Origin of the sequence: Pseudomonas sp. ef1 (assembly GCF_007293365.2) — a bacterium.
GTDB classification, from domain to species: Bacteria; Pseudomonadota; Gammaproteobacteria; order Pseudomonadales; family Pseudomonadaceae; genus Aquipseudomonas; species Aquipseudomonas siliginis.
In genome coordinates this window covers 788,157-809,784 of the sequence record NZ_CM129815.1, presented here as the reverse complement: position 1 = coordinate 809,784, position 21,628 = coordinate 788,157, and the positions used below count along the sequence as shown (strand labels likewise).

Annotated in this window: 19 protein-coding genes; 11 read left to right on the top strand and 8 right to left on the bottom strand. The window is 60.6% G+C overall.

The features are described 5' to 3' along the window. Positions 1-38 precede the first annotated feature (38 nt). Together FEE99_RS03860 and FEE99_RS03855 are read left to right on the top strand one after the other, a co-directional pair. Positions 39-1,223, top strand: coding sequence for a DUF3142 domain-containing protein (locus tag FEE99_RS03860; protein WP_041476553.1), 1,185 nt, complete (start codon positions 39-41; stop codon positions 1,221-1,223). After that, positions 1,210-3,345, top strand: a complete 2,136-nt coding sequence (locus FEE99_RS03855) for a hypothetical protein (RefSeq protein ID WP_041476554.1) — start codon at positions 1,210-1,212, stop codon at positions 3,343-3,345. The genes FEE99_RS03860 and FEE99_RS03855 overlap by 14 nt, the downstream gene beginning before the upstream one ends. Here the strand turns inward: FEE99_RS03855 and FEE99_RS03850 are convergent. Beyond that, positions 3,342-3,971 (bottom strand): LysE family translocator, encoded by a 630-nt coding sequence (locus FEE99_RS03850; protein WP_041476555.1) that lies wholly within the window; start codon positions 3,969-3,971, stop codon positions 3,342-3,344. The genes FEE99_RS03855 and FEE99_RS03850 overlap by 4 nt on opposite strands. 146 nt (positions 3,972-4,117) lie before the next feature. On the opposite strand from FEE99_RS03850, the gene FEE99_RS03845 reads away from it, so the two are divergent. Then, a complete protein-coding gene (locus FEE99_RS03845; protein WP_041476556.1) occupies positions 4,118-4,591 on the top strand; it encodes an Lrp/AsnC family transcriptional regulator in 474 nt (157 codons plus the stop codon). A 100-nt stretch (positions 4,592-4,691) separates the two neighbouring features. Here the strand turns inward: FEE99_RS03845 and lpdA are convergent, their stop codons facing one another. Further along, positions 4,692-6,092, bottom strand: coding sequence for a dihydrolipoyl dehydrogenase (gene lpdA / locus FEE99_RS03840; RefSeq protein WP_041476557.1), 1,401 nt, complete (start codon positions 6,090-6,092; stop codon positions 4,692-4,694). Between the two features lie 202 nt (positions 6,093-6,294). On the opposite strand from lpdA, the gene hflK (FEE99_RS03835) reads away from it, so the two are divergent. The 5 genes from hflK (FEE99_RS03835) to cfaB all read left to right on the top strand — a co-directional run bounded on the left by hflK (FEE99_RS03835) (position 6,295) and on the right by cfaB (position 13,599). Then, a complete protein-coding gene (hflK, locus tag FEE99_RS03835) occupies positions 6,295-8,256 on the top strand; it encodes a protease modulator HflK (RefSeq protein WP_041476558.1) in 1,962 nt (653 codons plus the stop codon). Then, positions 8,253-9,281 (top strand): protease modulator HflC, encoded by a 1,029-nt coding sequence (hflC, locus tag FEE99_RS03830; protein WP_041476559.1) that lies wholly within the window; start codon positions 8,253-8,255, stop codon positions 9,279-9,281. The genes hflK (FEE99_RS03835) and hflC overlap by 4 nt, the downstream gene beginning before the upstream one ends. Continuing rightward, entirely contained in the window at positions 9,278-10,327 is a 1,050-nt protein-coding gene (gene hflK / locus FEE99_RS03825; protein WP_041476560.1) for a protease modulator HflK, read from the top strand. Before hflC ends, hflK (FEE99_RS03825) begins: the two co-directional genes overlap by 4 nt. After that, positions 10,324-12,234 (top strand): heavy metal translocating P-type ATPase, encoded by a 1,911-nt coding sequence (locus tag FEE99_RS03820; protein WP_041476561.1) that lies wholly within the window; start codon positions 10,324-10,326, stop codon positions 12,232-12,234. The genes hflK (FEE99_RS03825) and FEE99_RS03820 overlap by 4 nt, the downstream gene beginning before the upstream one ends. Before the next feature lie 177 nt (positions 12,235-12,411). Continuing rightward, positions 12,412-13,599 carry a C17 cyclopropane fatty acid synthase CfaB gene (cfaB, locus tag FEE99_RS03815; protein WP_041476562.1) on the top strand — a complete coding sequence of 396 codons (1,188 nt, stop codon included), beginning with the start codon at positions 12,412-12,414 and terminating at the stop codon, positions 13,597-13,599. 10 nt (positions 13,600-13,609) lie between these two features. On the opposite strand, the gene cls is transcribed toward cfaB, so the two are convergent. Further along, positions 13,610-15,049: a cardiolipin synthase gene (gene cls / locus FEE99_RS03810; protein WP_041476563.1), complete on the bottom strand. Its 1,440-nt coding sequence runs from the start codon at positions 15,047-15,049 to the stop codon at positions 13,610-13,612. Positions 15,050-15,180: 131 nt separating this feature from the next. On the opposite strand from cls, the gene FEE99_RS03805 reads away from it, so the two are divergent. Next, on the top strand, positions 15,181-15,699 hold the full coding sequence (locus tag FEE99_RS03805; RefSeq protein ID WP_016772436.1) for a DUF3617 domain-containing protein: 519 nt from the start codon (positions 15,181-15,183) through the stop codon (positions 15,697-15,699). Between the two features lie 81 nt (positions 15,700-15,780). On the opposite strand, the gene FEE99_RS03800 is transcribed toward FEE99_RS03805, so the two are convergent. The 5 genes from FEE99_RS03800 to FEE99_RS03780 form a co-directional block, all read right to left on the bottom strand. Then, entirely contained in the window at positions 15,781-16,656 is an 876-nt protein-coding gene (locus FEE99_RS03800; RefSeq protein ID WP_041476564.1) for a metal ABC transporter substrate-binding protein, read from the bottom strand. Positions 16,657-16,667: 11 nt separating this feature from the next. Next, positions 16,668-17,537, bottom strand: a complete 870-nt coding sequence (locus FEE99_RS03795) for a metal ABC transporter permease (RefSeq protein ID WP_041476565.1) — start codon at positions 17,535-17,537, stop codon at positions 16,668-16,670. Then, a complete protein-coding gene (locus FEE99_RS03790; RefSeq protein ID WP_041476566.1) occupies positions 17,537-18,205 on the bottom strand; it encodes a metal ABC transporter ATP-binding protein in 669 nt (222 codons plus the stop codon). The genes FEE99_RS03795 and FEE99_RS03790 overlap by 1 nt, the downstream gene beginning before the upstream one ends. Further along, on the bottom strand, positions 18,202-19,098 hold the full coding sequence (gene folE2 / locus FEE99_RS03785) for a GTP cyclohydrolase FolE2 (protein WP_041476567.1): 897 nt from the start codon (positions 19,096-19,098) through the stop codon (positions 18,202-18,204). The genes FEE99_RS03790 and folE2 overlap by 4 nt, the downstream gene beginning before the upstream one ends. Positions 19,099-19,181: 83 nt before the next feature. Further along, complete coding sequence (locus tag FEE99_RS03780) at positions 19,182-19,559, bottom strand: hypothetical protein (protein ID WP_041476568.1); 378 nt, start codon at positions 19,557-19,559, stop codon at positions 19,182-19,184. A 209-nt stretch (positions 19,560-19,768) separates the two neighbouring features. On the opposite strand from FEE99_RS03780, the gene zigA reads away from it, so the two are divergent. Both zigA and FEE99_RS03770 read left to right on the top strand, forming a co-directional pair. After that, the gene (gene zigA / locus FEE99_RS03775) at positions 19,769-20,974 is read left to right on the top strand and encodes a zinc metallochaperone GTPase ZigA (RefSeq protein ID WP_041476569.1); all 1,206 of its coding nucleotides are present in this window, start codon (positions 19,769-19,771) and stop codon (positions 20,972-20,974) included. Next, positions 20,974-21,624, top strand: coding sequence for a DUF1826 domain-containing protein (locus tag FEE99_RS03770; protein ID WP_041476570.1), 651 nt, complete (start codon positions 20,974-20,976; stop codon positions 21,622-21,624). Before zigA ends, FEE99_RS03770 begins: the two co-directional genes overlap by 1 nt. Positions 21,625-21,628 lie beyond the last annotated feature (4 nt).

Here is a 21,628-nt window from a genome sequence, read left to right as displayed (position 1 = left end):
TAACCTTGCAGCCCTGTGGTTTCAGGGATTTTCAAGGTATGCGGTTGATTGTGTGTCTGTTCCTTGGCGTCTTGCTTGCGGGTTGCGAGCAACACGTCGCGCCGGCCCTCGACCAGCAACTCTACGTCTGGCAGCGCCAATGGACGCCTGCGCATGAACCGGCCTTGCGTGACAGTCGCGATGATTTCTCGACGCTGCGCGTGCTGGCATTGCAGGCCTTTCCCGGCGAACGGTGGAGCAGGGCGCGGGTTGATCCAGCCTTGTTGAGAGCCGATGGCCGGCCGTTGATTGCAGTGATTCGCCTTGATGGTCAGCTGCAATCACTGGACCAGCAGCAGGTCACCGCGCAGATTCGGCAAGTCATCGCCGATTGGCAGGCGCAGGGCCTCACGTTGAGCGGCGTCGAGATCGATCACGACGCCGGTACAGCACGGCTGCCTGCGTATGCCCAATTGCTCAAAGATCTGCGCGCGACCTTGCCGCCATCGTTGCCTTTGAGCATCACCGCACTGCCGGCCTGGCTCGACAGCGCGCACTTGCCGGCGCTGTTGCAGAGCGTCGACAGCAGCGTGCTGCAAGTCCACGCCGTGAGCGATCCGCGACTGGGTCTTTTCGACGCCAGGCAGGCGTTGAAGTGGGCCAAGGCCTGGGCACATGTCAGCGACAAACCGTTCTATCTGGCGCTGCCGGCCTACGGCGTTGCGCTGTTGAGCGATGATGGTGGCGCGCCGGTAGTGGAAAGCGAAGTGCAACTGGAGCGCGGCGGGCAGCGCCGGGAATTGCTCGCCGATCCGCAGCAACTAAGCCAATTGGCCAAAACCTTGCGCGAGGATCCGCCTGAGCATCTGGCCGGGTTGATGTGGTTTCGCTTGCCGCTGACCAACGATCGTCGCGCCTGGAGCCTCACCACTTTGCGCGCCGTGGCGCGGGGCGATGGGCTGAACACTCGGTTGGATCTGTCATTCAAAGAGCAGGATGGACTCTATGACATCCAGCTCGAAAACCGCGGCAATCTCGACAGCCCGTGGCCCGCGAAAATTACCTTGAAGGCGCAGGATTGTGCAGGTGCCGATGCGCTCGCCGGTTACTCGTTGCAACAAAGTGCCAATCTGCTTACCTTCACCCGCCTGCGTGACGGCCGCTTGCCGGCGGGCGGGCAGCGCGCTGTCGGTTGGGCGCGTTGTGCACATATTGATCAAGGAGGTTCGCATGTTGACCCGTAACTGGCCCCGCCATCTGCTCTGCCTGAGCCTCAGCCTGCCGCTGGGTTCGGCGCTGGCCTGCGGCCCGGACTTCCCGATGCGCCTGCTCGACAACCGCGCGCAGACTTTGGCCGATTTGCCCGAAGGCAGCTTCAGCTTCGAAATCAGTCGCCTGGGTAAAACCATTGCCGGGCTGAAAAACGTCACCGCAGCGACCCATAACCCCAACGACTATGCCGAAGACAACGCGTCAGAGCTGGCCCGCGAACAGGCTGAGCAGGTTGGCCTGAGCGCCGAGCAATACGCGGTGGTCAAGCGCCTGCGTGGGCTCAGCGATGCCCATCAGGCCGAGGAGCAGGGCGCCAGTCTGCCGGTGGAAATCCGTTTGTACGTTGCCGGCGCGGTGGCTTTTGCCACCGGTGATCATCAATTGGCCAGTGAGTATTTCAACAAGGTGCTGGCCCTGCCGGCAGACCAGCGTCCGTTGCGCAGCACGTGGGCGGCGTATTCCCTCGGGCGCATCGCCTTCGCCATGAGCAACGGGGCGCACAACCGCATCGAAGCGCTGGAGCAGGCGCGCGATGCCTTTCGCCAGGCCCGGCAACTGAGCATCGACGGCTTCAGCGATCCGCTGGAACTGGGCGTTGCCAGCCTCGGTGAAGAGGCGCGGGTGCTGCGCAGTGCTGGCGACTGGAGCGGCGCCATCGAACTGTACGAAGCACAGAACCTGCACGGTTCGGCCGTCGGTTACACCTCGCTCAAGCAACTGATGAACGAACTGGCCGAATTGCCGGAATCTCAGCTGGCCAAACTGCTGCAGCTGCCAGCAGTGCAGCAACTGGTCACGGCGTCGCTGGTCAGCCGTCAGGGCTGGTCTTTCGGTGAGCAGCCGCCGAATGAAAAGAAACTCGTCACACTCCTGCAAAACAGCACCCGTGGCAGCCTCGACAATGCCGATCGACTGGCGGCGATGAGCTATCAACAGGGTGACTACGCGTCTGCCAAGGCCTTTCTGGTAACCGCCGGGGACGGCGGGCTGGCCTGGTGGCTGCGGGCAAAACTGGCAGTGCGTGACGGCGACACGACTGCCGCTGCCGCCGCCTACGCCAAAGCCGCCCAGGCCTTTCCGCAGAACGAAGACTGGGGTTATCGCCGCACACCGGACTGGGCGTTTGAAACGGTACAGCCAAAATGTCGGGTGGAGGGCGAAAGCGCGATCCTGGCGCTGCAACGCGGCGAATACCTGCAAGCATTCGTGCAGCTGTATCGCAGCAACAGCCTTTACTGGTTCGATGCCGCCACCGTTGCCGAGCGGGTGCTGACGGTCGATGAGCTCAAGCGGTACGTCGATGAGAACGTGCCGGCGCCGCCGCCATTGACGCAGCAAGAGCGCGACAACTATGTGCCGCTGTCGGTGGCCGCCAACCTGCGCAATCTGCTCGGTCGGCGCTTGCTGCGTGAGGGCCGTTACGAGGAAGCGGCCGGTTATTTCGCCAGTGACGATCTGCAGCACAAGGCCCGGCTCTATGGCGAGCAACGGCTCAAGGCCGAGTCGGCGTGGTGGCCGAGCAAACGCGCCAGTGCGTTGTACAACGCCGCATGGACAGCCCGGGAGTGGGGCATGGACATCCTCGGTTATGAGATGGCGCCTGATTACGCCACCTTCGGCGGCAATTACACACTGGAAAGCACGAAGCTGGATGTCGGCCCGCTGATTTCCACGGCGGAAGTGCAGCGCCAGCAGGCCAGCGCCGCGCAACCGGATCAGCGTTATCACTATCGTTTCGTCGCCACGGCACTGGCCAGTCGCGCCGCCGATAACCTGCCGCACACCAGTCAGGCGTTTGCCGCCGTGTTGTGCAACGCGGCCGGCTGGAACAGCAGCCTTGAGGACCAGAGCGCGCTGTATCAGCGCTACGTCAAGGAAGGCCCTTATGTGCCGTGGGCGCAAGACTTCGGCAATCAATGCCCGTATCCGGACTTCGAAAATGCCGACAAGCGCTACGTCACCCAGGTGACCGATGCCGTGCGTGAAACGCTGCGGCCGTACAAGTGGCCGGTGCAGATCGGCGCGATCGTCGTAGTCGCGGCCATCGCGTTACTGCTGATCACCCGTCGTCAGCGCAAGGTCCGCAAAGGCTAGGCCTGTTGAATAAAGCTCAGGCGTACGGCGAAGCCAATCAACAGACTGCCGAACAGCCATTGCTGAACGCGCTGGGCGGTTGGACTGTGTTGCAGCCAACGGCCCAGTGCCGCGCCGGTCAGGGCAACCACGCTGTCGAACAGCAGGCCGACAGCGACCAGCACCATGCCAAGCAAGGCAAACTGGCTCAGCACCGGCGCGCCGTGACTGACGATGAATTGCGGCAACAGCACTGAGCAGAACAGCAAAGCCTTGGGATTAAGCAGGTTGGTCAGCAAGCCGCGACGGATCGCATCGCGCCACTGGCCGGGAGCAGGTGCCTGCTCTTGGTTTTGCAGACGCGGTACCAGCGAGCTGCGCAAACACTGGATACCGATCCACAACAGATAGGCCGCGCCAGCGATGCGCACCACGTCAAACGTCCACGGCGCCGTTTTGAACAGCGCCGCCAGCCCCAGTGCCGCCAAGGCAACGTGACAGGCGCGGGCGATGGCCAGGCCCAGTGCGGTGGCCAGCGCCGCACCGCGACCTTGCCGAGCACCGGTTTGCAATAGCAGGATCATGTCCGGTCCCGGCAACAGTAGAACTACAGCCAGGGTCAGGATAAACAGCCACAGACTTGCCACATCACACCCCTTTTTCGATGTCGATTTTCTCGCGCCAGTCTAGAGCGAGACGGCAGGGCAGGTGCTTGCGTAATCAGCTTCAAAATTCCATGTGTTTGGCATAACCTGCTGGTTTTCCAGTCTGTAACTATCGGGATCTGCCAAAGATGAAACTCGACGCTTATGACCGCAAGATTCTCGCTGCGCTGCAACGCAACGGCCGCTTGAGCAATGTCGAGCTCGCGGAAGAAATCGGCCTGTCGGCCTCACCGTGCCTGCGCCGGGTGCGCATGCTGGAAGAGGCGGGGGTGATCCGGGGCTACCAGGCCAATCTGGATCGCGATGAAGTCGGGCTGGGGCTGACGGTGTTTGTCGGGGTCAAGGTCGAGCGGCACAACGAAGAACGCGCCGAGGCTTTTTATGCGGCCGTCACTGCGTTGCCTGAAGTGGTCTCAGCATTTCTGGTGTCCGGCGAATCGGACTTTTTGTTGCAGGTAGTGGTGCCTGACTTGCGCGCTTATGACCGCTTTGTCAGCGGCCATCTGCTCAAGCTTCCGGGTGTGAGCGATATTCGCAGCAACTTTGCCATTCACACGGTGAAGGCGCCGGGGGCGTTGCCGCTGGGGCATTTGCCGCTGTAGACCGGGTGGCGCCATTCGCGAGCAGGCTCGCTCCCACAGGGGGAACGCATTCCAAAGTGGGAGCGAGCCTGCTCGCGAAGACGGCGGCAAGGTTTGGAACCTACATCTGCGTCGCCATCCCCTCGACATTCATCGCTGCCTGACGCAACGCTTCCGAACGCGTCGGGTGCGGATGGCAGGTCAGGGCAATGTCCTCGGCCGACGCGCTGAACTCCATCGCCACACAGAACTCGCCGATCATCTCGCTCACGCTCGGCCCGACCAGATGCACGCCGAGCACTTCGTCCGTGCGCTCGTCGGCGAGGACTTTGGCAAAGCCTTCTGTTTCGTGATTGATCTTCGCCCGGCTGTTGGCAGTGAAGGGAAACTTGCCGACCTTGTAGGCACGGCCCTCGGCCTTGAGCTGTTCTTCGGTCTGGCCGACGCTGGCCAGTTCCGGTTGGGTGTAGATGACGTTGGGGATCAGCGCGTAATTGACCTCGCCGGCCTTGCCGTGGATCTGCTCGACGCAGGCCATGGCCTCGTCTTCAGCCTTGTGCGCGAGCATCGGCCCGGACGTGACGTCGCCGATCACCCAGACCCCGGCGGCTTCGGTGCGATGCTGTTTGTTGGCGAGCATGCCGCGTTTGTCGGTACTGAGGCCGACGTTCTCCAGCCCCAGGCCCTGGGTGTACGGCCGGCGCCCGATGGCCACCAGCACATAGTCGGCTTCGATCAGCTCAGCCGTGCCACCGGCGGCAGGCTCGACGCTCAGCTGCACGCCTGTGGCGGAGCTGGTGGCGCTGGTGACCTTCGAGCTCAGTTTGAAGGCAATGCCTTGCTTGCTCAGCGCGCGCTGCAAGGTCTTGCCGGCCTCGCCATCGACGCCGGGGCAGATGCGATCAAGGTATTCGACCACGGTGACCTGCGCGCCGAGTCGGCGCCATACCGAACCCAGCTCCAGGCCGATCACCCCGGCACCAATGACCACCAGATGTTTGGGTACTTCACTCAACGACAGTGCGCCGGTGGAGTCGAGGATGCGCTGGTTGTCGATCTCGACGCCGGGCAGGGGAGTGGGCTCGGAACCAGTGGCAATAATGATGTCCTTGGCGTTGAGTTCGCTCTTGTTGCCTTGGACGTCGGTCACCGTCACTTTGCCCGGGCCGTCGATATGGCCCCAGCCCTTGATCCAGTCGACCTTGTTCTTGCGAAACAGAAATTCGATGCCCTTGGTCAGGCCGGCGACGCTTTCGTCCTTCTGCTTCATCATCTGCGCGAGGTTCAGCGTCGGTTTGACCTCGATGCCGAGATTGGCGAACTCTGTCCCCACCGCAGCGGCGTACAGCTCCGACGCGTGCAGCAAGGCTTTGGACGGCATGCAGCCGACGTTCAGGCAGGTGCCGCCGAGGGTTGCACGTCCTTCAACGCAAGCGGCCTTGAGCCCGAGCTGGCCGGCGCGGATCGCCGCGTTATAACCGCCGGGGCCGCCGCCCAGAATCACTACGTCATAGTTGCTCATGCGCTTGCTCCAGATTGCTCGATGGGGATTGCCAAGATTAGTCGCGATAAAAATTATGTACGTAATATGAGCTTCGTCGAACATTTCGGTCAAGGCTTCAGGCAAGCGACAGCTGCGGCATCTTTGAATAAGTGAAATTGTGTACGAATATTTCACAGTTTCCGTTATATCGTAACGCCAAGACCAATTTAGTCGGGATGATATGCAAGTCGATCTTGAGTTGGACGCCAAGTCAGTCACCGGGCTGCCGCGCTTTCAGCAAGCAGATGCGCAGTCACGCAAATTACGTCGGCTGGCTTATGGACTCGGCGCATTGGCCGCGTCGGGCTGGGTGCTGGCGTTTTTCGTCGGCCTGTTTGCGCCGCAGTCCCTGTGGTTACCGTTATTGGTCAATCAGAGCGCGGCTTTGCTGGTGCTCGTCGCCGGTCTGCAATCGGCCGGGTGGGTGACGCAATGGCGCGCGCGGGTGATGCATCCGCCCGCCTCGCAATCGACCGTCGAGGAAGAGGGCGGCGCAGCCGAGGGCTGGTACGAAAGGCTGCTGGAGCGCTTGAGTCAGCAGAGCCGCCATCTGCTTGGACAAATCGGTGCGCCGACGTTGTGGCTCGGCGGTTGGGCGTTGCTGGTTCTGCTTGGTATTGAGCAGGTGTGGAATCTAACGTTGCCTGCGGCGGCCTTGGGGCTGTCGGCGAGCATCGGTGCGGCGTTGGCGTTGTTGCTGGCGTTTGTCCTGCTGGTGCTGGAGCGGCAACTGGCGCAGGAACCGCCGGCGCAGTGGCCGGAAGCGGCTGCGCTGGCACAACTGATCCGGGTGGTGATCATCACTCTGTTGATCGGTGCGCTGTGTCTGTTGTTTGCCAGCGAAGACGCAGTCTGGCCGGCGCGTGTTGCGGTATTCAGCGCAATCCTGCCGATGTTGGTTGCCATCGAACTGTTATTGCGCGCGGTGCTGTCTGTTTTCAGCCCGCGCCGCGAACAACTCGAACCGACCCTGCTGGCGCGCAGTTTTATCGCCGATATGCTGCGTTGGCCGCCGCAGCCGTGGCTGGCGTTACAGCATGAAATGCACAACCGTTTCGGCATCGATTTGCGCCAGATCTGGGCCTTCAGTTACATGCGCCGGGCCTTGTTGCCAGTGTTGGCGGTGGTCGCCCTTAGCGGTTGGCTGCTGACCGGCGTACATGAAATTCCCCTGCAAGGTCGCGGCATCTATGAGCGCTTCGGTAAACCGGTACAGGTTTTCGGCCCGGGTTTGCATAGCGGGTTGCCTTGGCCATTGGGGCGTGTGATCTCCGTTGAAAACGGCGTGGTCCATGAACTGGCAACCAGTGTCGGCGACAAGCCAATCACCGTGCAGTCCGACTCCGCTGAAGGCCCGGCGCCGGTGACCGCCAACCGTTTGTGGGACGCCAGCCACGTCAATGACAAATCCCAGGTCATCGCCAGCAGCCGCGGCGCGCAACAGGGCCTGCAAATCGTCAACATGGACGTGCGCTTCGTTTATCGCATCGGTTTGAACGACGAGGCGGCGCTCGCCGCGACTTATAACAGCGCCGATGTACCGACGCTGATTCGCAGCACTGCCAGCCGGATCCTTGTTCACGATTTTGCTTCGCGCACCCTCGACGGTCTGCTTGGCGACGACAGGGCAGGGCTGGCCGAGGAAATCGGTCGCTCGGTGCAAAGCGATCTGAACAGATTGAACAGTGGTGTGGAGATCCTTGCCACAGTCGTCGAAGCGATTCATCCACCGGCCGGCGCGGCGAATGCCTATCACAGTGTGCAAGCGGCGCAGATCGGCGCGCAGGCGTTGATCGCTCGCGAACGCGGGGCGGCTGCGCAGGCCACTAACGAGGCGCAGTTGCAGGCGAGCGCGGCGCGGGATCAGGCAACGGCAAACGCGCGGGAGATCAGTGCCGCTGCGCAAACGGCAGACCTGAAATTCAGCGCCGAGCAGAAAGCCTTCGCCAGTGCTGGCCAGGCGTTTGTACTGGAGCAATATCTCAGCCAGCTCAGTCAGGGCTTGAGTAAAGCCAGGCTGCTGGTGCTCGACCATCGACTTGGCGGGAGCGCAAATGCGCCAACCATCGATCTGCGTACTTTCACACTGCCGACTGATCCGTCGTCCCCCCGCACCACCGCTCAACCAGGAGCCACCCATTGAGCCAGTCGCCTGTTCATGACGTTCACGACCACAGCGGCCACGACCACGGCCACGGCGGGCATCACCATCATCATCACGGCGAGGTGCCAGAAGCCGGACCATTTCCATGGCGGCGTATGGCCTGGGCTGCGTTGCTGGTGGCGTTTGCCATTGCCGCCGCGAGTCTGGTGCAAGTGCGCTCCGGCGAAGCCACGGTCATCACGCGTTTCGGAAATCCGTCGCGGGTATTGCTTGATCCCGGTTTGAGCTGGCGCTGGCCTGCGCCGTTCGAAGCGGCGATTCCAGTGGACTTGCGTCTACGTACCACCTCAAGTGGTTTGCAGGACGTCGGCACCAAGGACGGTTTGCGCATCATCGTTCAGGCCTACGTGGCGTGGCAGGTGCAGGGTGATCCTGAACATGTGCAGCGTTTCATGCGTGCCGTGCAGAATCAGCCGGACGAGGCGGCGCGGCAGATTCGCACCTTTGTCGGTTCGGCACTGGAGACCACGGCCAGCAGTTTCGATCTGGCCAATCTGGTCAACACCGATGCCAGGCAAGTTCGCATTGGCGATTTTGAAGCGCAGTTGCGTCAGCAGATCGACCAACAGTTGCTCGCCACTTATGGCGTGCGCGTGGTGCAGGTCGGTATCGAGCGGCTGACTTTGCCCTCGGTCACGCTCAGTGCAACCGTCGATCGCATGCGCGCCGAGCGTGAAACCATTGCTACGGAACGTACAGCAATCGGCAAACGCGAAGCGGCGCAAATTCGCTCCGCCGCCGAGCGCGATGCGCGAATCGTTCAGGCTGATGCGACGGTGAAAGCCGCTGACATTGAAGCGCAATCGCGAGTCGAGGCTGCGCAGATTTATGGACGCGCGTACGCCAGCTCGCCGCAGCTTTACAACCTGCTGCGCTCGCTCGATACCCTCGGCACCATTGTCACACCGGAAACCAAACTGATTCTGCGCACCGATGCTGCGCCGTTCCGTGTGTTGGTCGACGGCCCACCGACGCTCGACAAAAAAGTCGGATCGCAGCCATGAGCGAAGAAGTTCCACGTGGAACACATGCGTTGAACAGTCCGTGGATTCAGGCCGGCCGTCTGACCTTCATCGCCTTGTATGCGATCACTGTTTTGGCCGCATTAGCATGGGCGGTCTCGAATGTCCGGCAGATTGATCCGCAAAACCGCGCAGTAGTACTGCACTTTGGCGCGCTTGATCGCGTTCAGAATGCCGGGCTGTTATGGGCGTGGCCGCAACCTTTTGAACAGGTGGTTCTGCTGCCGGCGGCGGATCGGGTGATCGAGCGTCGAGTGGAAAATCTGTTGCGCAGTGACGAAGCGTTGAAGGCTGACCGGGTGGCGTCCTTCGCTACGCCATTGAGCGATGCACTCGCCGGGTCTGGTTATTTATTGACCGGTGACGCCGGCGTAGTGCAACTGGACGTGCGAGTGTTTTACCAAGTCTCCGATCCCTATGCGTTCGTGTTACAGGGTGAACATGTGCTACCAGCGCTCGATCGGTTGGTGACGCGCAGCGCCGTAGCCCTGACCGCCGCGCGAGATCTCGACACCATTCTGGTCGCTCGCCCGGAACTGATCGGCGCCGACAATCAGGCGGCCGAGCGCCGTGAGCGATTGCGCGGTGATCTGGTGCAAGGCATCAACGCGCGTCTCGCTGAACTGAAGGCGAGCGGGCAGGGCATAGGTATCGAGGTGTCGCGGGTCGATGTGCAATCGAGTCTGCCGGAGCCAGCGATCACTGCTTTCAATGCGGTTCTGACGGCCAGTCAGCAGGCTGACAAAGCAGTGGCTAACGCGCGCACCGATGCCGAGAAACTTGCCCAGTCCGCCAACGAACAGGCAGACCGCACGCTCCAGGTGGCTCACGCGCAGGCAGGCGAGCGTCTTGCAAAAGCCTCGACCGATACCGCAACCGTCTCGAGTCTGGCCACGTCTGCCGACCCGCAAATGCTCCTGCGTCTGTATCGCGAGCGCATACCGAAGATCCTCGGTCAGGCCGGGTCGGTCACCACCGTCAATCCGAAAGACGATTCCCGGTTGATCATTCAAGGAGCCAGTCAATGACCGCGACCACCGCTGCTCCAAGTCTGTTGTCCTCGGCCGAACAACGTCGCGCCGCGCGCCAATTGACCCTGGCGATGCTTGCGCTCGGGCTGCTGGGTCTGGGGCTGGTCTGGCGCTGGATACTCCCGGAGCAAATCGGTGTCAGCCAACTGCTGCTGGGTTTCGCTTCTTTGCTCGTAGCGGTTCCGGTAATGCGTTCGGCCTGGTACAGCCTGCGTTATCCAAGCCTGCACGGCATTACCGATCAATTGATTGCGCTGGCCATGCTCGGTGCCTGGGCAACCGGTGATCTGCTCACCGCGGCGTTGTTGCCGATCATCATGATCTTCGGCCATGTGCTGGAAGAGCGTAGCGTCATCGGTTCTCAGGAAGCGATCAATGCGCTTGGCCGGCTGACCCGCAGCCATGCGCGCAAGCTGCAAGCGGACGGTTCGATCATCGAAGTGGACAACCGCACGCTCAGCGCCGGCGATGTTGTCGAGGTGCGGGCCGGTGATCGGGTGCCGGCGGACGGTCGGGTATTGTCCGGCCAGGCGAGTCTCGATACGGCGTCGATTACCGGTGAATCGGTACCGGTGGAAGCGTGCGTCGGCATGCTGGTGTTCGGCGGCGCGATCAACCTCGATGGATTGCTGCGCGTCGAAGTCACCCGCATCGGCGACGAATCCACCTTGGGCAAAGTCATCGCCCTGATGCAAAACGCCGAGCGCTCGAAACCGCCGATCACGCGATTGCTCGAACGCTATGCCGGCAGCTACATGGTGCTGGTCTTGTTGCTGGCGGCGGTGACCTGGTTCGTCACCCATGATGCACAGGCGATGCTCGCGGTGCTGGTGGCGGCGTGTCCGTGTGCGTTGGTGCTGTCGGCGCCGGCCACGGCGATTGCCGGTGTCGCCGTCGCCGCGCGCCACGGGATTCTGATTCGCAGCTCGGCGTTCCTCGAAGAACTCGCCGATCTGACCTCACTGGTGGTCGACAAGACCGGCACGCTGACTTACGGCACCTTGCGTTTGCAGTCGATCGACAGCCTCAGTGTGGACACCAAAGAAGTGCAGGCGCTGGCCGCCAGTCTTGGCGCGGCGAGCAGTCATCCGGTGAGCCGGGCACTCGCCGGGATGGCCGATCAGGAAGCCTATTGGCCTCTGACCAACATCCATGAGCGCCAAGGCTTGGGCGTAGTGGCGACGACAGAGAAGGGCGAAGCTGCGCTCGGTCGTCCAGAGTTGTTCGCGCAACTGGGCATCACAACGCCCCTCGTTCCTGAACACGATGGCCCGATTGCCGGCCTGGCTTTGAACGGTGAATTCCTCGCCTGGCTGCTGCTAGCAGACAGCATCAAACCCGAAGCGCGCTTTGCCTTGAGCGAATTGCGCGAACTGGGGTTGGGACGCCAACTCCTGCTGACGGGGGATCGTCAGAGCGTCGCGCGAACCTTGGCGCAGGAAGTCGGGCTGAATGAAATCCAGGCGCAAGCGCTCCCGGAGGACAAACTCAATCGAGTGCTCAAGGAAATCGATCACGGCTTCCGCCCGATGGTGGTCGGTGACGGCATCAACGATTCACTCGCGCTCAAGGCCGGCGTGGTCGGCGTGGCGATGGGCGCTGGCGGGGCAGATATTGCGCTGGCTTCAGCGGACATTGTGTTGATCGGCAGCGATTTGCGCCGCCTCGGTACCTGCGTGCGCTTGAGTCGTCAGTGCCGGCGTACTTTGCAGGTCAATGTGATCATCGGCCTCGGCTGGACCCTGGCGATCGTGGTCTTCGCGGCTTTCGGTTGGCTTGGCGCGGCCGGGGCGATGATAGCGGCTCTGCTGCATAACCTGAGTACCTTGTTGGTGTTGGGCAACGCCGGACGTTTGCTGCGCTTTCAGGAGCCATTGCTCAGGCTCGACCCTCAGGCTAAATGAAAGAAAATTCATCGAACCGCAGAGTACGCAGGTAGTCATCTATCGTAAGGGACGTCGCCTGTGGCGTTCAGCCGATGTGCCGATCACGATAGACAAGGCCGATCGAATCGATAGCCTGCTATTTTTCAAGGTTGGTCTACCCTCAGATCAGACGTCTGAAACAAGGGGGGATTTTCCATGCTCGCGCAACTTCCACCGGCCTTGCAGAACCTGCATTTACCGCTTCGCCTGCGACTCTGGGACGGCCACGAGTTCAATCTGGGGCCGACGCCCAGCGTAACCATCGTGGTCAAGGACCCGCAGATGGTTACTCAATTCACCCACCCAAGCCTGGATGTACTCGGTGCGGCGTTCGTCGAAGGCAAGCTGGAACTTGAGGGCTCGATCAGCGAGGTCATCCGGGTTTGCGATGAGTTGAGCAATGCGCTGCTTGATCAGGACGAAGACAGTCAGCCGGTGCGCGCGCAACACGACAAGGACACCGACGCCAAAGCCATCTCCTACCACTACGACCTGTCGAATGCGTTCTACCAGCTCTGGCTGGACAGCGACATGGCGTATTCCTGTGCCTATTTCGAAACCGGCAGCGAAACCCTCGAACAGGCGCAGCAAGCCAAATTCCGCCATCTGTGCCGCAAGCTGCGCTTGCAGCCGGGCGAATATCTGCTTGATGTCGGTTGTGGTTGGGGCGGTCTGGCGCGGTATGCGGCGCGAGAGTTTGGCGTCAAAGTGTTTGGTATTACCTTGAGCAAGGAACAATTGGCCCTGGCGCAGGAGCGAGTCAAAGCCGAAGGGCTGGACGATCAGGTCGAACTGCAATTGCTCGACTATCGCGATTTGCCCCAGGACGGCCGCTTCGACAAGGTTGTCAGCGTCGGCATGTTCGAACACGTCGGACACGCCAATCTCGCCGAATACTGCAAAACCCTGTTTGGTGCGGTGAAGGAGGGCGGCCTGGTAATGAACCACGGCATTACCGCCAAGCACACCGATGGCCGCCCGGTTGGACGCGGCGCAGGCAACTTCATCGAAAAATACGTGTTTCCCAACGGCGAGTTACCGCATCTGGCGATGATCTCTGCCGAGATCAGTGAAGCCGGGCTGGAAATCGTCGATGTCGAAAGCCTGCGCCTGCACTACGCGCGCACGCTCGATCACTGGAGCGAGCGACTGGAGGACAACCTCGAAGCTGCGGGGAAACTGGTGCCTGAGCAAGCACTGCGTATCTGGCGTCTGTATCTGGCCGGTTGCGCTTATGCCTTCGCGCGGGGTTGGATCAATCTGCATCAGATCCTCGCTGTGAAAGCGCATCCGGATGGCAGCCACGAACTGCCTTGGACCCGCGACGACATCTACCACCCCTGAAGCGGGGCGCTCAGAGAATCGGCGAAATCAGCCGGGCGATCCGCATGCCGACCTGTTGCAGGCGGTGGATCTCCCGGCTTTCTTCTTTGGCCACCTCATCGGCCTGGGCGAAATCGTCATTGAGCATGTGTTCCACAGCAGCGGCGAACTCGCTGTCGACGGTCAGCAACATCACTTCGAAATTCAGGCGGAACGAGCGATTGTCCAGGTTGGCGCTGCCGATGGCGCTGATTTCGCTGTCGATCAACACCACTTTCTGGTGCAGAAAACCCGGTCGATAACGGAACACCCTAACGCCGGCCCGTACCGCTTCAAAGGCATACAGGCTTGAGGCGGCGTAGACAATGCGGTGATCAGGCCGTGACGGCAACAGCAGGCGCACATCGACACCACGCAAAACCGCCAGCCTGAGTGCTGCGAATACCGCTTCGTCCGGGACGAAGTACGGGCTGGTGATCCACACCCGTTGCGTTGCTGCGTGGATGGCTTCGACGAAAAACAGCGAGCAGGTTTCGTAGGCGTCTGCCGGGCCGCTGGCTAGCAATTGGCAAAGCACGCCATCCTCCGGGTACGTATCCGGCAGGATCAACGGCGGCAGGGTACGAGCAGCCCAGAACCAGTCTTCCGCGAACGATTCCTGCATGCAGGCCACCACCGGCCCGCGAACTTTGACGTGGGTGTCACGCCATGGCGCCAGCGGTGGTTTCTCACCCATGTATTCATCGCCGACGTTATGCCCGCCGACAAACCCGACTACGCCATCGACCACGACGATTTTGCGGTGGTTGCGGAAGTTGACCTGAAAGCGGTTGAGCCAGCCGCTGCGCGTGGCAAAGGCTTTGACCTCGACGCCGGCATCACGCAGCGCTAGCACGTAATGATGGGGCAGGGCATGGCTGCCAATGCGGTCGTAGAGCAAATGAATCGACACGCCTTCGGCGGCTTTCTTCAACAGCAAATCACGCAAGCGCTGGCCGAGCCGGTCGTCGTGAATGATGAAGAACTGGATCAGCACGGCTTCCTTCGCTTGTGCGATCGCCTGAAATATCGCATCGAAGGTCGCGGTGCCGTTCACCAGCAGTTGCACCTCGTTGTTCGCCAGGCACGGCATGCGCCCCAGTTTCGGCATCGCGCGCAGTGAGGCGTAGGCACTCGAAGCGCGAGCGGCCAGGGCTTCCTCCACCCATGGACGCCAGTTCAGTTCGGAAATGGCCAGGCGCATCTGCTCGTTGGCCTGGCGCCGGGCCTTGATGTAGCCGTCGAAGGTGCTGCGACCAAATACCAGATACGGAATAAGCGTGAAGTAGGGAATGAAGATCAACGACAATGCCCAGGCGATCGAGCCTTGCGCTGTGCGCACGGTGAGCACCGCATGGATCGCAGCGATCGAACCGAGTGTGTGCAACAGGGCGATCAGGTAACCGAAAATGTGCGGTCCGAAAAAATCCATGGGGCAGCCTTGCTCCGCGAGATGCAATGCTTAACAGACCATGTTCTGCGGCGAATGTCTCTATTTAATCGGTGCATGAACCGACGCAACCGGCCGGCGTCTAACGGCCACAACTGATCAGGAGTTTCTCGATGAACGTTCGTCTGCTGGGTTTGGCGCTGGGCCTGGGTTTGGCATTACCGGTGGTTGCGCAGGCACAAATGCTGCAGCCGGGATTGTGGGAAATGTCTTCGAGCAATCTGAAGGTCGATGATCAGGCCATGGACGTGCAATCGATCCTTGGCCAGATTCAAGGCCAGATCACCCCGCAGCAGCGCGCGGCGCTGGAGAAGAACGGCATCAACATCGGCGGGAAAGGTATCCGCGCCTGCCTGACGCCGCAGCAGGTCGCGACCAACGACATCCCGCTGGCCGATCCGCAATCGGGCTGCAAACAGCAGATCACCGAGCGCACCGGCAACCAGTGGAAATTCCGCTTCAGCTGCCCGAAAGCCCAAGGTACCGGCGTGGCGACATTCCTCAGTGACCGCGAATTCACCACCGTTGCCAATGGCACCTTCAACGCCATCGGCATTAACCAGAAGGGCAGCCTGGAAACCCGGGCAGTGTGGCTCGGCCAGGATTGCGGTACGGTAAAACCCCGCGCTTAAAACCTCCGACTCCCACAGCTGGAACCCATTCCAACTGTGGGAGCGAGCCTGCTCGCGAATAGATCGGAAGTACACCTCAAGTCATGGCTGACTCAACGCCTTGTACAGCGTATTGAGGTTGTATTCGAACAGCCCGGTAAAGGTGCTCGCCGGTCCACTCGCCGCCAGTGCATCCGAGTACAGCGTGCCACCGATGTGTGCGCCGCTTTCATCCGCGATTTGCTTTAGTAGACGCGCGTCCTTGATGTTCTCCATGAACACCGCTTTGACCTTCGCCTGGCGAATCTGCGTGATCAGCGCAGCGACTTCGGCGGCGGAGGGTTCGCGTTCGGTGGACAAACCCTGTGGCGCGATAAAGTCGATGCCATAGGCCTGACCCAGATAGCCAAAGGCATCGTGGCTGGTGACGATCTTGCGATTACCCGGCGGCAGCGCGCCGAGTTTGTTTTTGGCTTCGGCGAGCAGGGCATAGATCTGCTTGAGGTAGGTCTGGCTGTTGCGCTCGTAGTCAGCCTTGTTGGCCGGGTCGGCGGCGATCAGCGCCTTGGTGATGTTGGCGACGTACGACTCAGCGTTCGCCAGATTGTGCCAGGCGTGTGGATCCGCAACAGTCTCGCCGTCTTCATCGAGCGAACGTGGAATCACCCCGCGACTGGCACTGATCACCGTCGCCTTGCTGTCGGTGCTGGTCACCAGGCGATCCAGCCAAGGCTCGAAACCGAGGCCGTTCTTGATGATCACTTTGGCTTTGAGCAATGCCTTGGCATCGTCCGGGTTTGGCTCGTAGGTGTGCGCATCGGCATCTGCGCCGACCATGTTGGTGATCTCAACGTGTTCGCCGCCGACCTGATGAACCATGTCGGCAAGGATGCTGAAGCTGGTGACGACCGGTAGTTTTTCGGCGGCCGACAATGACATCGACAGCATCAGGCTGAACAGCACGAATAGAGCGCGCATCGGGAAACACCTCATTGGGATGTGAGCAAAGGCGGGCGGCGCAGCAAACCGTGAACCGGTCCAAACACCACCGACAGCAGATAGCCGGCCCCGGCAACCAGGACGATGGCCGGGCCACTGGGCAGTGAGTAGTAGAACGACAGCAGCAAGCCGAGCCACACCGACATGCAACCCATGACGGCGGCGACGGTAATCAGTATTGGCAGACGGCGACTCCAGAATCTCGACGCGGCAGCCGGAAGCATCATCAGCCCGACTACCATCAGTGCGCCGATGGCCTGAAAACCGATCACCAGATTCAGCACGACCAGAGTCAGGAACACGCCATGAGCCAGTGGCCCGATACGGCTGACCGTGCGCAAGAACAGCGGGTCGAGTGTGTCCAACAGCAGGGGTTTGTAGATCGCCGCCATGGCCATGAGGCTGATGGCCGAGACCCAAAGCATGCCGGTCAGCGTCGGTCCATCCACGGCTAGCGCCGAACCGAACAGCAAGTGCAGAAGGTCGAGGCGCTTGCCGGCAATACCGAGAATCAGCACGCCGCTGGCGAGTGAAATCGGATAGATCGCGGCGAGACTGGCGTCCTCGCGCAAACCCGTACGCCGGGTTATCCAGGCTGCAAGTCCGGCCATGCTCAGGCCAGCGCCGAGGCCGCCGAGCGTCAGGGCAGGAAGGCTCAAACCGGCAAACCAGAATCCCAGCGCTGCACCAGGTAGAATGCCGTGGGCGACCGCGTCGCCGATCAGGCTCATCCGTCTGAGAATCAGAAACACGCCCAAGGGCGCCGTGCTGCACGCCAGCACCAGGCCACCGAGCAGGGCGCGGCGCATGAACACGAATTCGCTGAACGGCTGCCAGAAATGGCTGACGGTGGCGAGCATCAGGCGACCTGCATGTGCGGTGTTGTCTGGATCAGTTCTCGGCTGGTTCCGTACACGCAGTGGCCGTTTTTGATCAGCAGCGTATGCGGAACGTGTTCTCGCACCGCCGCCAGGTCATGGCAGACCATGACCAGTGTCCGGCCCTCGGCGTGCCAGTGGTGAATGTGTTGCCAGAGCAATTGCTGGCCGAGTTCGTCGAGTGCGGCGTGAGGTTCATCGAGCAACAGCACCGGGGCGTCAGCGAGGCTCAGTCGTGCGAGCAGGGCGCGTTGTAGCTCACCGCCGGACAGGGCCATCAACGGACGCTGTTCGAGGCCACTCAAGTGCCAGTCTTCCAGTGCGTTTTTCAGTCGCTGCATGCGCAGTTGCGTCGACAGCCGACGGCCCCAGAAACCTGCTGCGATGAGTTCTTCCAGGCTTATTGGAAACTGCCGATCCAAGTGCTGCTGTTGCGGCAGAAAGGAAATTCCGCTTTGGCGTGGAACAGCCATTTCCACTTTGCCAGCGAGAGGCTTCTGCAATCCGGCAATGACCTTTAGCAGGCTGCTTTTGCCGCAGCCGTTGGCGCCGATGATGGCGGTCAGGCTGGCGCTCTCGAACTCAAGACTCAGAGGCGTCGTCAGCGGTTGGCCGGGAGAGCCCCAGACCAGCGATTGGCAGCGGATCATATGTGCTCCCGCTGCCAGCTGCTTTCGGCGACGGCGTCATGAGCATGCAGGCTTTCGGCGTGGATCACGCGGATATGCAATTGTTTGATGCCGGGTGTGCGTTGCAGTGCCAGGTTGAGGCGGCGCGCGGCGTCTTCGCAGAACATCAGGTTTTGCCCATTGGCGAGAGCGAACGCTTGCTCGTCGGGGCGCTTTACTGCGGTCTGCACGGCTGTGCCGAGGGCTGCTTCAGCGTCATCGATGATCGCTGTCAGCGGTAGCTCGTCGATGAAATTGTCGAGATGCAGGTGCAGTTGCGCATAGCTACGTTGGCTGTGCGGCGTCGCTACGATCCCTTTGGTCGAGCCAAGCCATGCCAAAACATCGGCATGTTGCAGAGCCTTGTTGGCGAAGTCGTCGATGAATTGCTGCTGGATCAATTGCCTTGCCAAGGCTGCCGAGCAGGGGCATGTCGAGGAATAGGGCACCTCGAGTCTTAGTTCCACGTGGAACATTTGCTGTTTCAGGCTTGCTGAAATGGTTGTCGGATAGGATTTCCAGCCGGCTAGGGGGCTGACTAACGCCGGCCGTTTCAGCAATAAGTCGGTGTGAATGTTCAGATATGCGCAGACGGATAGACCTTGGTGACTTACCAGAAAACCCTTGAGTACCTGATGCAGCAGAGCGGGAGAAAGGCTTCGCTGTTCGAGGGCTTCGAGTGCCAGATACAAGCGCGACATGTGAATACCACGCGCTTCACCATCATCGAGACTCACGCCAGCGTCGACTCTGGCGCTGAGGCGTTGGCTTTCGAGCACAACAGGTAGGGCAATCCCACGCATGCCTACCCAATCGAGTGGCAGTGCCTGGCGCGCAGATTGGGCGGCGATATCCGGGAGAGTAAGAGCATTCATGGTTGAGACCGTCGTATTGATCTCTATTTACGTTACATTATAACAATCCATTCAGCGATGCTTTTTTCATGAAAAGGTTTTCACTAGCAGCCCGTCATCCGGCTGCAAGTGAACCTTGCGCTGCTACCACCCGAGCTGGAAAAACGGTTGATGGTCGTCCAGCCGACACGACGGGTATAGCCAACCCAAGCCTCGCCATCCGAGGCGATGCCGGTAAAAAAGGTTAACTGGCCGAAGCGGCTGTTGGTTTGCGCCCAATAGCGATGGCCGTCCTTCTCGAATCCGCGCAGGTAAAGCGTGGTGCCGACCGTATTGACGCTATAGGCATTGCCGTCGGCGTCCACACATGCCAGCAAATTAGCGCTGCGCGTGCAGTGCGCAAGCGAGGGCATCTGCGCTTGGGCTTGGCCGGCCAGCGACGTAGCAAAGCTCAAAAGCAGGTATTTCAACCCATTGTTCATTGAGAATTTCCACGATCGGTGCTGCGGCAAATTACGAATTCTCCTGTGTCGGACTGGCAAGCTGTGATTGTTATACTATAACATCGTCCGTAACCAGCCTGAGCTGCCGATTACGATCGTTTGCCTTCATTGCCCCAATTAATTGAAGCGCAACACGCCAAGCGCACACCTGAAAGCGCAGATCGGCTGCCATTTACGAGGATTATCCAATGTCAGCCAAATTGCCCGTCACCGTACTTTCCGGATTTCTCGGCGCGGGAAAGAGTACGCTTTTGAATTACGTACTACGTAACCGAGACGGCTTGCGCGTTGCGGTGATCGTCAACGATATGAGCGAGATCAACATCGATGGCAGTGAAGTCCAGCGCGATGTCAGCCTGAACCGCGCTGAGGAAAAACTCATCGAAATGAGCAATGGCTGTATCTGCTGTACGTTACGTGAAGATTTACTGGAAGAAGTCAGCAAACTCGCCCGCGAGGATCGTTTTGATTACCTGCTGATCGAGTCCACTGGCATTTCCGAACCGCTTCCGGTCGCTGAAACCTTCACCTTCCGCGATGAACAAGGGCAAAGCCTCGCCGACATCGCGCGCCTGGACACCATGGTCACGGTCGTCGACGGCGTGAATTTCCTGCTCGATTACCAGGCGGCCGAAAGCCTTGCCTCTCGCGGCGAGATTCTCGGTGAAGAAGACGAGCGTTCCATCACCGATCTGTTGATCGAGCAGATCGAGTTCGCCGACGTCCTGCTGATCAGCAAAATCGACCTGATCAGCCAGCACGAGCGTGAAGAACTCACCGCCATCCTCAAGCGCCTGAATGCCCAGGCTGAAATCATTCCAATGGTGATGGGCGAAATCCCCCTGGAGAACATTCTCAACACCGGTCGTTTCGATTTCGAGAAAGCCGCACAAGCCCCGGGATGGCTGCAGGAATTGCGCGGTGAGCACGTCCCGGAAACACAGGAATACGGCATCGCCTCGACGGCCTACCGCGCCCGCCGGCCATTCCACCCGCAACGCTTTTTCAGCTTCATTGACCGGCCATGGCTGAACGGTAAATTGCTGCGCTCCAAAGGCTTCTTCTGGCTGGCCAGCAAACCCACCGATGCCGGTAGCTGGTCTCAGGCCGGCGGTTTGATGCGGCATGGATTCGCCGGGCGCTGGTGGCGTTTCGTAGCAAAGAACCAATGGCCCGAAGATCAGGAAAGCGTGCAGGCGATCATGGAAAACTGGACTCCAAGCGTAGGAGATTGCCGCCAGGAGCTGGTTTTCATTGGTCAGAACATCGATTTCCTACAGCTCTCCGCCGAACTCGATGCCTGCCTTTTGACCGATGAAGAAATGGCCATGGGTGTAGAAGGCTGGCGTTTGCTGCCTGATCCATTCGGCCCGTGGCACGAAGAGGCCGCCTGATGCTCGTACTCAAGGATCGGCCGCTTCTTGCCCGTCATCAGTACCAGGGCCTGAGCCCGCAAACGTTGACGCGAATCCTGGAAGACCAGACCAATCTCGCCGTCTGGCAACGCCAGCTACCCGTGCACATCGCCGATTTTGCGCAATTGGTGCTGTCGCTCAACGAGCCCTTGGCCGAGTCGCTTTGCCTGGAATTGGCTGACGAGGACGCTGAGCCGGATCTCGCCGGTCTGGCTGCAGGTCTGCGTGATCTGCACGGTTTCGAAGGTTTCATCAGCGACCTCAAATGGCTGATCAGTGCCTTCGCCTGCCTGCTGGGCGCGCGGCGTATCGGCGTGCGTTTGCGCGTGCTGGACAAGGCCATGTGTCCGCGTTTCCACGTCGATCACGTCCCGGTGCGCCTGATCACTACTTACGCTGGCATCGGCAGCCAATGGCTTGAGGAGGGTGCGATGGACCGCGCGCAACTTGGCCAGTCCGATGCCGAACCGCAAGATCCAGCGTCGATTCGCCAGCTCAACAGCGGCGACGTCGCGCTGCTCAAAGGCGAAAAGTGGCACGGCAATGAAGGCTTCGGCCTGATCCATCGTTCGCCGCAACCGGCACCCGGTGAGCGCCGTCTGTTGCTGACCCTCGACTGGCTCGGCTGACACA